This window comes from Reyranella sp. (genome assembly GCF_030651995.1).
Classification (GTDB): Bacteria; Pseudomonadota; Alphaproteobacteria; order Reyranellales; family Reyranellaceae; genus Reyranella.
The window spans coordinates 105,919-118,132 of sequence record NZ_JAUSBN010000071.1; the positions used below are offsets into that span (position 1 = coordinate 105,919).

A 12,214-nucleotide genomic window follows, 5' to 3' on the forward strand; every position below is an offset into this window, starting at 1 on the left:
TCAATATGGTGCAGCCGCGCGTTCGCGCCAACATTGAAGCATGACCGGAAACGCCCCCACCTTCGCCACGCTGCTGCTGCGCGTCTTCGTTCCGTTCGCGCTTGCCTATTTCCTCTCGTACATCTTCCGCGGCGTGAACGCGGTGATCTTCCCGTACCTCGAACGGGATGTCGGCATCAGCGCGGGAGACCTCGGCCTCCTCACCTCGGCCTTCTTCCTGTTCTTCGCCGGCTGCCAGCCGATCCTCGGCGTCATGCTCGACCGCTACGGGCCGCGCCGCGTGCAGGCGGTGCTGCTGGCGATGGCGGCGATCGGCTCTGCTCTGTTCGGGCTGAGCCTGTCGCTCGGCGAGCTGATCGTGGCCCGCGTGCTGATCGGGCTGGGCTTCGCCGGCGGGCTGATGGCCGCCATCAAGGCGATCACGCTGTGGTATCCGCCCGAGCGTTGGGGACTCATCACCGGCTTCCACATGATGGCGGGCGGCCTGGGCGCGATGGCCGCGACCCTGCCGATCCAGTGGTCGCTCTCCGTCATCAGCTGGCAGGGCCTGTTCTTCTGGCTGGCCGGGGTCTGCCTCGTCGTCTCCGCGATCCTGTTCACCGTGGTGCCGGAACGCGGCACTCCGCCAGCCTCGGGGACACTGCGCGACCAGTTCCGCATCACCGGCATCGTGCTGACCAATGGCTTCTTCTGGCGCATCCAGCCGCTGCTGACCTTCCAGCAGATGGCGTTCATCGCCGCGATCACCCTGTGGATCGGCCCCTGGCTGCGCGACGTCGGCGGCTTCGCCAGCACCGAGACCCGGGCCGACATCCAGCTCTACACCACGGCGGTGATGACCGCGGGCTTTGCCCTGAGCGGCGTTTTGGCCGGCGCCTTCCGCCGCGTCGGCATCAGTGATTTCGCCTCGGCCAACTTCATCAGCACCCTGTTCGCCCTGGTCTGCGCCTGGCTCGCCTTCCTGCCGTGGTTCTACCCGGTGGCGGCGTGGCTGCTGTTCGGCTTCCTCGGCGCCTATCCCATCCAGTACATGCCGCTGCTGGCGCGATCGTTCCCGCCGCAATATGCCGGTCGGGTCAGCACCAGCTGCAATCTCGTGGTGTTCACGGTGATCTTCGGCGGCCAGTGGGCGATCGGCAAAGTCGTCGACCTGTGGCCGCGCACCGCGACGGGCTACGCGCCGGACGGCTACGCCTGGTCGTTCGGCCTGCTCTTCATTCTGCAGGTGGCGGGGCTTCTGTGGCTTCTTCTGTCACGGGCGCGTCCACTTCTGCAGGAGCGACCCCCGGCAGGTTGAGCGACGCCACAAGATCCCGGACTTCCTGGCGCGCCGCGACATGGCTCAGGGTCAGGGATGGCCCACCGCCGCCGCCGCGCTTCAGGTCGAGCAGCGTGAGACCACTCAGGAAAAGCTCCTTGTAGATCACGCGCTCGCTCAGGCCCGCGGCGACCCGGAAGCCGATCCGCTTGGCCAGCGCTTCGATCACATTGCCCATGTCGCGCTTGTTGCGCGCCGCCAGCGACGACAGGCGATTGCGCATCACGATCCAGTCGACCGGCCGCCCCCCCTCGACGGCGCGGATCTGGCGCTGCTTCCAGACGGCTTCCGCATAGATCGAAGGCCGCACGATCTTCAGCGTGTCGGGATCGACGCGCGCCAGCAGATCGAGATCGATGAAGCTGTCGTTCAGCGGCGTCAGCAGCGTATCGGCCCAGGTATGGGCCAGCCGGCTGAGATGGGTATCGCTGCCCGGCGTATCGACGATCACGAAATCGGCCGCCCCGACCGCGGGCTCCAGCGCCGCCGCCAGCCGCGCACGCTCGTCGGCCTCGGCCTCGCGGCGATCGTTCAGCGTCGAGATCATCACCGGCGTATGCATCGGCATGGGCAGGTCAATGCCCTTCTTCGCGGCATAGGACGCCCGGTTCTCTATGTAACGGCTGAGCGTGCCTTGCCGGGCATCGAGGTCGAGCGTCGCGACGCGCGCGCCGTCCCTCATCAGCGACACGGCGATGTGCAGCGCCGTCGTCGACTTGCCCGAGCCGCCCTTCTCGTTGCCGATCACGAGGACGTGGCCGCGGCCCTCGATCCGAGCGGCCTGCGTCTGGGCGATGCTCGGATTGGGCGCTGGTTGGAACCCCTCGCTCACTGGGCCTTGCGGATCCAGACGGCGGTGTCGTGGAACACCGCACCACCATTGGGCCAGCCGGGATCGGCCGAGGTCAGCGCATTGATGCCGATGCCGGTCTCGAAGTTGCGGTTGGGCCAGATGCCCTCGACCACGACCACGCCCTTCTGCTGGCCGTCGCGCGGCTTGGCATTGACGATGGTCTTGCCGCGCTCGTTGCCGATTTCCAGCCGCTCGCCCTCGACGATGCCCAGGACGAGGCAGTCGTCGGGATTCAACAGCGCCGTCGGCCGGACCTCGCGCTTCTGCGAGCTGGGCGTCTCCGTGAAGGTCGAGTTGAGGAAGGTGCGCGCCGGCGCCGCCACCAGCCGGAACGGCTTGTCCTCGGTGGCATTGTCGATCACGTCGAAATGGTCGGGCAGCACCGGCATTTCCTTGCCGCGCGGTCCATAGGCCGCCCAGTCGGGCTTGAAGCGGAACTTCTTGTCGGGCCAGGCGAAGCCATCAAGGAAATGGGACGTTTCGAAGCCCAGGTGGAAGTCCTGGCCACCCTTCTGCCAGTTGGTCTCCGCGTCCCACATGCCCGAGACCTTGAGCGTCTCGTCCATGATCTCCCACGGTGTCATGTCGAAGCCGCGATGCTTGGCACCCAGGCGCTTTGCGAGTTCAGAAATCACGAAGTGGTTCTCGCGGCACTCGCCCGGCGCGTCAATCACCGCCTTCGCGACCTGGAAGAAAGTGTGGCCGCTGGCTGTGTAGAAGTCGTCGTGTTCCAGAAACATGGTGGCGGGCAGCACGATGTCGGCGAAGGAAGCCGTCTCGGTCATGAACTGCTCGTGCACGCAAGTGAACAGGTCTTCCCGCTTGAAGCCCTTGTGGACCAGCTCGAGTTCCGGACAGACCATCGCCGGATTGGTGTTCTGGATCAGCAGGCCGGTGACCGGCGGACCGTTCTTCAGCGCCTCGGGATCGTTGGTGAGCACCGGCCCCAGACGCGACTGGTCGAGATCGCGGATAGACGGATCGACCATGTCGAGCCCTTCGATCAGCGTCTTGTTGACGGGATACATACCGGTGTGGCCGTAGAGGGCACCGCCCCCCTTGTACTGCCACGCACCCGTCACCGCCGGCAGGCAGGTCACGGCATGCATGTTGGCCGCGCCGTTGCGGCTGCGGCTGAAGCCGTGATGGCAGCGGATGAACGACGCCTTGCTCTGTCCGTAGAGGCGCGCGAAGGAAACGATCTCCTCGACGGACAGGCCGGTGATCTTCGAGGCCCATTCCGGCGTGCGCGACGCCACATGCGCGGCCAGCTCGTCCGGCGCGTCGGTGTACTTGCGCAGGTAATCCCAGTCGGCATAGCCCTCCTTGAAGAGGACGTGCATCACGCCGACCGCCAGCGCGCCGTCGGTGCCCGGACGCACCGCGAGATGGATGTCGGCCTGGTCGGCGGTGCCGGTGCGATAGGGATCGACGACGACGAGCCTGGCGCCGCGCTTCTTGGCCTTCATCGCGTGAGTCATCACGTTGACCTGGGTGTTCACGGGATTGCCGCCCCAGATCACCACCAGCTCGGCATGCTCGTCGATCTCGCGCACGTCGGCACCGCGCTTTGCGCCGACGCCGGCGATCCAGCCCGTGTCCGACAGGGTCACGCAGATGGTCGAGAAATAGCGCGAGTACTTCATCGCGTTGCGCAGGCGATTAATGCCGTCGCGCTGCACCAGCCCCATCGTGCCGGCATAGTAATAGGGCCAGATCGTCTCGCTGCCGTGCTGGCGCGCCTTGGCGATGAACTGCTCGGCCACGATGTCGAGCGCATCCGTCCACGAGATTTCAGCGAACTGCTTCGAGCCCTTCGGACCGACCCGGCGCAGCGGCTTCATCAGCCGGTCGGGATGATGGATGCGTTCCGCGTAGCGCGCGACCTTCTCGCAGATCACGCCGGCGGTGTAGTCGTTGCGCATCGAGCCGCGGACGCGGCCGATCCTGGAGCTGCTCAGCCGCTCGACGTCGAGCGCGCAGGTACTCGTGCAGTCATGCGGGCAGACCGACGGCACGGTGGTCGTGCCGGCCTCCCCGCTCCTGGCGCGGGCGATCGGCGGGTAGGCATGATCGTCGGGGGACATCTGGACGCTCCACGAGAAGTGCCGCAGCATACAGACCGGTCATCGGCCATGAAAGCCGCCTCAGGGAGTGGAAAGTCAGCGTGTTTTCTCAGGCTCGGGTCTCCGTGGGCGCCGTGCGGCGCGCCGTCGCCGCCGATGCCGAGGGCGTCGCCCGACTTTTCCCCAGCCTCCCGCCCCTCGCCTCGACGAGCGATACGCGGGCGATCTTCCTGATCGACGGCGAGACCGCCCCGCTCGGCGCCGTCCTGCTGGAGCAGAATGCCGGCCATCTGGCCATCGGCGCCCTGGTAACGGCGTCCGGTGGCGAACGTACCGAGGTGGCGCGCGCGCTGATCGCCTTCGCCGAGATGGCCGCGCGCGCGATCGGCCTGCGCGAGGTGCGGCTTGCCGACGGCAGCGTCCCTCCCGACCTCGCCGCCTCGCTCGGCTACCGCGACGGCGTGAAGCGCATCCGCAGCGGCAAGCTCGCCCGGATGATCGACCATCTCGAGGCGCTGGGCGTGCCGCTGTGGCGCGACGGCGCGGCGCCGTTCGATCTCACGCTCTACTACCGTGGCGTCTGGGCGGCGATGGCGTTGCTGGTCGGGTTCGGCAGCATCACGCTCGCCGTGTTCGGTCCCGGCCAGGTGACCCTGCTGCACGTGCTCGGCCCCGCCCTGCTCTGCCTCGGCGCCTCCGCCTTCGCCTTCGTGCAGGTCTGCCTGATTGCGATTGCCGCGCGACGGCGAGCCCCGGTCGCGATCGCCCTCGGCATCTTCGTCGCTGCGGCTCTGTCGATCGCCGGCATCGGCGCCCTGTTCTACGAACGGGCGGTGCCCTCGATCGGCGAACTGTGGGCGATCTATACCGGCGACGAGGCGCTCGACACGCTCGCCGTGACCGTCAGTCCCGACGGCACGGCGCTCAGCGTCGAGGGCGCCTACGGCACCGGCAGCGCCGACGCCGTGCGGCGCGCGCTGGACAAGCATCCCTCGGTGCGTCGCGTGGTCCTCGCCGGCCCGGGCGGGCGCATCGGCACGGCGTTCGAGATCAACCGCATGATCCGCAATCGCCGGCTGGCGACGCGCGTCGAGACCGGATGCGCGTCCGCCTGCACCATCGCCTTCCTCGGCGGCAACGATCGCTCGATCTCACCCGGCGGACGCCTGGGCTTCCACCAGGGCAGCTTCCCCGGCCTGGGGTCCAACGACCTGTACGAAAGCAACCGCGACATGCGGCGCTTCCTGGTCGCGAGCGGCGTCACGCCCGAGTTCGCGCAGCGCGTGATCGATACGCCGCCGAACGAGATCTGGACGCCGACGCCGCAGGAATTGCTGGCCGGCCGCGTCGTGCAACGCGTCACTCGCCAATGAAGGTTCTCCGGGCATGATCCCTCGCGGTCTCGGCTACGACGACGCTATGCGGCAGTTTCGCTGGCCCAAACCTCAGCGCTTCAACATCGGTCGCGCCGTGTGCGAACGCCACGCGCCCGACTCGCTGGCGATGATCGTCGAGAATGGCGACGGCTCGGTGCGCAACTGGACCTTCGGCCAACTCCTGGCCGCAAGTTCGCGGCTGGCCAATGCGCTGGTCGCTCGCGGCATCGGCAAGGGCGACCGCGTGGCGGTGTTCCTCAGCCAGGGCGCCGAACTCACGATCTGCCATCTCGCCGGCTACCGCATGGGCGCCGTGGTCCTGCCGCTCTTCACCCTGTTCGGCGAGGAGGCGATCGAGTACCGGCTGGCCAATGCCGAGGCCTCGGCCGTCATCACCGACATGAGCCAGTTGCCGAAGCTGCTGGCCGTGCGCGACCGCCTGCCCCATCTCAAGACGGTGATCGTGATCGGCGCCGGCGCGCATGGCAGCGCCTTCCTCGACTGGGACCGGCTGCTCGTCGCCGCCTCCGACCGCTTCGCCACGGTCGACACCGCGGCCGAGGATCCGGCGCTGCTGATCTATACCTCCGGCACGACGGGCCAGCCCAAGGGCGCGCTCCATGCCCATCGCATGATGCTGGGCTGTATTCCGGCGGTGGAGCAATGGCTCGGCCACTGGCCGCGCGGCAACGAGGTGATGTGGACGCCGGCCGAATGGGCCTGGATCGCCGGCCTCTACGACGCGCTGTTCCCCGCCTGGTACTACGGCACGCCCGTGCTGGCCCACCGCTTCGCCAAGTTCGACCCGGAACGGGCCTTCGCCATGCTGGCCAAGCACCGCGTCGGTGTGAGCTTCATCCCGCCGACCGCGCTCAAGATGATGCGCCAGGTCCACAGGCCGCGCGACCGCTGGACCTACGACATCCGTGCGGTCTCCACCGGCGGCGAGGCCATGGGCGAGGAGCTGCTGAGCTGGGGCCGCGACACGTTCGGCACGACGATCTCGGAGGGCTACGGCCAGACCGAGATGAACCTGATGCTGCTGAATTCGCCCGAATGGTTCGAGGTCCGCCCCGGCTCCTGCGGCCGCGCCTGCCCGGGTCGAAAGGTGGCGGTCGTCGACGGCGACGGCAATGTCCTGCCGCCCGGCCAGGAAGGCCAGATCGCCGGCTGGCGGCACGATCCCATCGTGATGCTGGAATACTGGCGCAATCCCGAGGCCACGCAGCGCAAGTACGCCGGCGACTGGCTGCTGACCGGCGACCTCGGCACCATCGACGAGGACGGCTACGTCTTCTTCAAGAGCCGCGACGACGACGTCATCACCTCGGGCGGCTATCGCATCGGCCCCGGCGAGATCGAAGAATGCTTGATGAAGCATCCGGCGGTGGCCATGGTGGGAGTCGTGGGCGTCCCCGACCGGCTGCGGACGGAGATCGTGAAAGCCTTCGTCCAGCTCAGGCCCGAGATCGCGCCCACCGACTCGCTCAAGACCGATCTGGCGAACTTCGTGAAGACCCGGCTGGCCGCGCACGAATATCCGCGCGAGGTCGAGTTCGTGCCGGAACTGCCGCTGACGACGACCGGCAAGATCCTGCGCCGCGAACTAAGGCGCCGCGACGCCGAGCGCGGCGACGTTGTGCACCTTCGTTAGACCAGGAGCGTCGGATGTTTTCAGATTATGTTAATAATATATGACAAGCCGTTGAAATAAAATGATCTTATAGGTTTATTTAAACCAGAATCTCAGCTGGCGGCCGTGGACACATTGAACTGCAGCTCAGCCAGTCGGGCGTAGAGGCCGCCGCGTCGCACCAGCTCGGCATGGGTTCCGACGTCGACCACCCGCCCCTGGTCGAGGACGACGATGCGGTTGGCCTTCTGCACCGTGGCCAGGCGATGGGCGATCACCAGGGTCGTACGGTTGCGCATCACCCGGTCCAGGGCCTGCTGGACCGCGAGCTCGCTCTCGGCATCCAGGGCACTCGTCGCCTCGTCCAGCAGCAGCACGGCGGGGTCGCAGAGCAGCGCGCGGGCAATGGCGATGCGCTGGCGCTGCCCGCCCGAGAGCCGCACCCCGCGCGCGCCGAGGTCGGTCGCGAAGCCGTGCGGCAGGGCCTCGATGAACCCCAGCGCGGAGGCGGCGTCGGCGGCGGCCCGCACCTCGGCATCGCTGGCGTCGGGACGCCCGTAGCGGATGTTCTCCGTGACCGAGGTGCTGAACAGGGTCGGATCCTGCGGGACGACGGCCAGCGACCGCCGCAGCTCGCCCAGCGCCAGCTCCCTGATGTCGATGCCGTCGAGGCGGATCGTGCCCTTCTCCGGATCGTAGAAGCGCAGCAGCAGGTTGAAGGCGGTCGTCTTGCCGGCGCCCGAGGGCCCGACGATCGCCACCGTCTCGCCGGGCACGATCGCCAGGTCGAAGCGATCGAGGGCGAGCGCGTCGGTCCGCGTCGGATAGCGGAACGAGACCTCCTCGAAGGACACCGCGCCCTTCACCGGCTTGGGCAGGGGCCTGGGGTGGGCGGGCTCGGCAATCGACGGCGCTTCCGCGCGCAGTTCGGCCAGCCGCTCGGCGGCGCCCGAGGCGCGCTGCAGGTCGCCGATCGTCTCGCTGATCGCGCCGCCCGCACTGGCGACCAGGACCGCGTAGAACACGAAGGCCGAGAGGTCGCCGGCGCTGATGCGGCCGGTCAGCACGTCATGGCCGCCCATCCACAGCAGGAAGCCGACGGCCGAGAAGACGATGAAGATGACCAGGGTGGTCATGATTGCGCGGCGCGACACCCTTCGGGTCGCGGCCACGAAGGCCCGCTCCGTCGCCGCGCCGAAACGCTGCGTGGCGCGATCTTCCTGGGCGAAGGCCTGGACCGTGCGCACGCCGTCCAGGGTTTCGGCCCCCTCAGACACCATCTCGCCCATGCGCGCCTGGGACTCGCGCGACAGCGCCTTCACCTGGCGACCGAACACGATGATCGGCACGACGGTCAGCGGCACGACCGCAAGCGTCCACAAAGCGAGCTTGGGGTTCGTCACCACCAGCATGACCACGCCGCCGATGCACATCAGCGTGTTGCGCAGCGCCACCGAGGCCGAGGAGCCGATCACCTGCTCGATGAGCTGCGCGTCGGCCGATATGCGGCTCATGACGTCGCCCGAGCGTTTGATCTCGAACCAGGCCGGCCCCAGCCGCACGACATGGTCGAACAGATCGCGGCGCAGATCGCCCACCACCCGCTCGCCCAGCCAGGAGACCAGGTAGAAGCGCGCACCCGAGGCGATCGCCAGCACGACGGCTACAGCCAGCAGCGAGGCCAGGGCGTAGTTGAGGATGTCCGGCCGCCCCTGGGCGAAGCCGCGGTCGATCAGGGCGCGCAGGCAGGCGCCGAAGGCCAGCACCGTCCCCGCCGCGACCAGCAGGGACAGGAGGGCGAGGATCGTGCGCCCGCGATAGGGCCTGAGATAGGGCCCCAGCAGGGCCAGGCCGCCGAACCGGTTCATGGGGCCTGCCAGTTCAGTTCGACGCCCAACTCGGCCCCGAGAACGGCCAATAAATCGCCCCCGCCCCGCGTATCCTGCCACTGGCCGACGCCCGCATCGTACGCGTAGTGCCGGGCACCGCTCACGGGCGAACTCAGCCATATTTGCCGGGTGGGCGCATGTTTATTGACAATCCAGGTGCCCGCATCACCGTCGACCGTCAGGATTCCCCCTTGGAGTTCGGCATCGACATGGTCCGCCAGCGCCTCCTCGAGGGTTGCGAGCAGGCTGTCGGCAAGGGTTTCGAAGGCTGAATCGCTCATGGCGGCCGGTCTACAAGCCATGGCAGGGCCGTACAACCAGCTTGTCGCCGCGGCCCGGGGACTGTATATCCCCGCGCCTGTTGCGCCGGCCGGTCGGAATCGGCCCTGAAGCGCTGGAGAGAGATCATGCAAGAGAAGATTCACCCCGACTATCACAAGATCACCGTGGTGATGACCGACGGCACGTCCTTCGAGACGAAGTCGACCTGGGGCAAGGAAGGCGGCAGCCTGCGCCTCGACATCGATCCGAAGACGCATCCGGCCTGGACCGGCGTGCGCCAGAGCATCGATCGCGGCGGCCGCGTGCAGCGCTTCCGCAATCGCTTCGGCATGATCGGCAGCGACAAGACCGATCCGCCCAAGGAAGACGCCAAGCCCGACGCCGAGAAGAAGTAAGCCCGCTTCTTCTTTCGGCGCTTCTGCTACATTACGGCCGCGATACCCTTCGGGAGGCGGCGTAGTGAAATCTGTCAGAGTTGTTTGTGCCCACGATTGTCCCGACATGTGTTCGCTCATCGCACATGTCGACAACGGTAAGGTCGTGCGCATCCAGGGTGACCCCGACCAGCCGTACACGGCCGGTTTTGCCTGCGGCAAGGTCAACCGCGACAGCGACCTGGTGAACTCTCCCGAGCGTATCGCCACCCCGCTGCGCCGCACCGGCCCCAAGGGCTCGGGCCAGTTCGAGCCCATCACCTGGGACGAGGCGCTCGACGAGATCTCGCAGCGCTGGAAGTCGATCATTGCCGAGAGCGGCCCGCTCGCCATCCTGGGCTATGCCTACTCCGCCCATCAGGGCCTGATGAACCGCGGCCTCGTGAACGGCCTGTTCCATGCGCTCGGCACGTCGCGCCTGCAGGCCGGGACGGTCTGCGACACGTGTTGCGAGACCGCGTGGGAAATGACGCTCGGCCCGGTGGGCGGCGCCGATCCCGAATCGGTCATCTATTCCGACCTGATGATCTCCTGGGGCGCCGACCTGGCCGCCACCAACGTGCATTTCTGGGCCCTGGCCGAGAGCCAGCGCAAGAAGACCGGCATGCCGATCGTGGTGATCGACCCGCGCCGCACCCGCAGCGCCCGGGCCGCCGACCTCTACCTGCCCATCCGGATCGGCACCGACGCCGCCCTGGCGCTGGGCGTCATGCACATCCTGGTGCGCGATGGGCTCGCCAACCGCGACTACATCGACGTTCACACGCTGGGCTTCGACAAGGTCGAGCGCGACGTCCTGCCGAAGTTCACGCCGGCACGCACCGCCGAGATCACCGGCCTCCCCGTCTCGGACATCGAGAAGCTTGCGGCGATGTACGGCAAGGCCGAGGCCGCGCTCATCCGCCTGGGCGAGGGCATGACCCGCCTCACCCATGGCGGCCAGGCCTTGCGCACCGTGGCGCTGCTGCCGGGCGTCACCGGCCATTACGGCGTCAAGGGCGGCGGCGCGCTGCTGCTGACGGCCGCCTCCTGCGATCTCAACTACGCCGCCGTGCGCAAGCCCTCCGGGCCGGCGACGGCGCGCATGGTCAATCACCTGCGCCTCGGCGAAGAACTCCTCAACATGCAGGACCCGCCGCTCCGCGCCCTGTTCATCGCCGCGAACAATCCGGTCGTGACCTGCCCCGAAGTGCACAAGGTGCAGAAGGGCCTGATGCGCGAGGATCTGTTCACCGTCGTGCACGACCCGTTCCTGACCGACACGGCGCGCTACGCCGACATCGTGCTGCCGGCCGCGAACTACCTGGAGACCGACGATCTCTACCGGGCCTACGGCGCCTACTGGATGCAGTGGGGCCAGAAGGCGGTCGAGCCGGCGGGCGAAGCGCGCTCCAACTTCCATGTCGCGCAGGCGCTGGCGCAGCGCATGGGCGTCACCGACTCGATCTTCAGCCTGACGCCGCGCGAAGCGGCCGAGGAGTTCTTCAAGGGCTCGACCGGCCCGGCCTCGAAGGTCGACCGAAACGAGCTGTTCACCGGCGTGCCGCTCAACATCAAGCACGACTGGGACGGCCAGCCTTTCAAGACGCCGTCAGGCAAGCTCGAATTCTACTCCGAGCAGCTGGCCAGACAGGGCCTGCCGCCCATGCCGGATTGGGAAGCCGATCCCATCGAGGCCGAGGAGGCCGCGCGCTGGCCGCTGCGGCTGCTGACCGCGCCGGGCTACTTCCAGGCCCACACGGCCTTCTCGGGCGTCGGCTTCCTGCGCGAGCGTGAGGGCAAGCCGTTCTGCATCCTGCACCCCGACGACGCGGCGAAGCGCGGTCTCCAGGACGGCGCCCCGGTGCGCGTGTTCAACGACCGCGGCGAGATCGGCCTGGTGCTCAAGGTCGCCGACGAGGTCCAGCCGGGCGTCCTGCTCGTGCCGGGCCAGCGGCCGCTCGGCGAAGCGGTGTCGGGCACGATCAACATGCTCTGCTCGGACCGCTACACCGACATGGGCGAAGGCGCGACCTACCAGAGCACCTGGCTCGAGGTCGCGGCCTGGAAGGATGCGGCGGCGGCCTGAAGAAGGCCCGACCCCTCACCAAGACGCCTTGGAGTCTTTCCGCTTCAGGTCGACCCGCACCCCCTCATCCTGAGGAGCGGCCGAAGGCCGCGTCTCGAAGGATCGGCACAGACGTGGTGCTCATACCCATGCTTCGAGACGCGCTCCATCGGAGCGCTCCTCAGAGTTTGTGAATCTATTCGACTGCGAAACGTATGCCTGACAACCGCGCAATTTTGATTCTCGCGATCCACGTGTGACGAACGAAATGGAATCGCGAGAAGGCGGCCAAGATTCGAAAGCATCTCAAAAGTTC

General features: G+C 67.7%; 8 protein-coding genes and 1 pseudogene. 5 read left to right on the forward strand and 4 right to left on the reverse strand.

What is annotated here, in order from left to right; translation table 11 throughout:
• Positions 1–40 precede the first annotated feature (40 nt).
• Positions 41–1,297: an MFS transporter gene (locus Q7V45_RS22380; protein ID WP_304856271.1), complete on the forward strand. Its 1,257-nt coding sequence runs from the start codon at positions 41–43 to the stop codon at positions 1,295–1,297.
• Here the strand turns inward: Q7V45_RS22380 and Q7V45_RS22385 are convergent.
• A complete protein-coding gene (locus Q7V45_RS22385) occupies positions 1,215–2,150 on the reverse strand; it encodes a division plane positioning ATPase MipZ (RefSeq protein WP_304856274.1) in 936 nt (311 codons plus the stop codon). The two genes, Q7V45_RS22380 and Q7V45_RS22385, sit on opposite strands and share 83 nt — an antisense overlap.
• Positions 2,147–4,258, reverse strand: coding sequence for a molybdopterin-dependent oxidoreductase (locus tag Q7V45_RS22390; protein ID WP_304856277.1), 2,112 nt, complete (start codon positions 4,256–4,258; stop codon positions 2,147–2,149). The genes Q7V45_RS22385 and Q7V45_RS22390 overlap by 4 nt, the downstream gene beginning before the upstream one ends.
• Before the next feature lie 80 nt (positions 4,259–4,338).
• Here Q7V45_RS22390 and Q7V45_RS22395 point away from each other — a divergent pair, with 80 nt between their 5' ends.
• Positions 4,339–5,610, forward strand: a complete 1,272-nt coding sequence (locus Q7V45_RS22395) for a hypothetical protein (RefSeq protein WP_304856279.1) — start codon at positions 4,339–4,341, stop codon at positions 5,608–5,610.
• Positions 5,611–5,623: 13 nt separating this feature from the next.
• Positions 5,624–7,267, forward strand: coding sequence for an AMP-binding protein (locus Q7V45_RS22400; RefSeq protein WP_304856282.1), 1,644 nt, complete (start codon positions 5,624–5,626; stop codon positions 7,265–7,267).
• 92 nt (positions 7,268–7,359) lie between these two features.
• On the opposite strand, the gene Q7V45_RS22405 is transcribed toward Q7V45_RS22400, so the two are convergent.
• Positions 7,360–9,114 carry an ABC transporter transmembrane domain-containing protein gene (locus tag Q7V45_RS22405; RefSeq protein ID WP_304856285.1) on the reverse strand — a complete coding sequence of 585 codons (1,755 nt, stop codon included), beginning with the start codon at positions 9,112–9,114 and terminating at the stop codon, positions 7,360–7,362.
• Complete coding sequence (gene cyaY / locus Q7V45_RS22410; protein ID WP_304856288.1) at positions 9,111–9,416, reverse strand: iron donor protein CyaY; 306 nt, start codon at positions 9,414–9,416, stop codon at positions 9,111–9,113. Before cyaY ends, Q7V45_RS22405 begins: the two co-directional genes overlap by 4 nt.
• A 126-nt stretch (positions 9,417–9,542) precedes the next feature.
• Here cyaY and rpmE point away from each other — a divergent pair.
• Positions 9,543–9,755: pseudogene (rpmE, locus tag Q7V45_RS22415) on the forward strand (50S ribosomal protein L31); the annotation flags it as partial.
• 121 nt (positions 9,756–9,876) lie between these two features.
• The gene (locus Q7V45_RS22420) at positions 9,877–11,919 is read left to right on the forward strand and encodes a molybdopterin-dependent oxidoreductase (RefSeq protein ID WP_304856290.1); all 2,043 of its coding nucleotides are present in this window, start codon (positions 9,877–9,879) and stop codon (positions 11,917–11,919) included.
• Positions 11,920–12,214 lie beyond the last annotated feature (295 nt).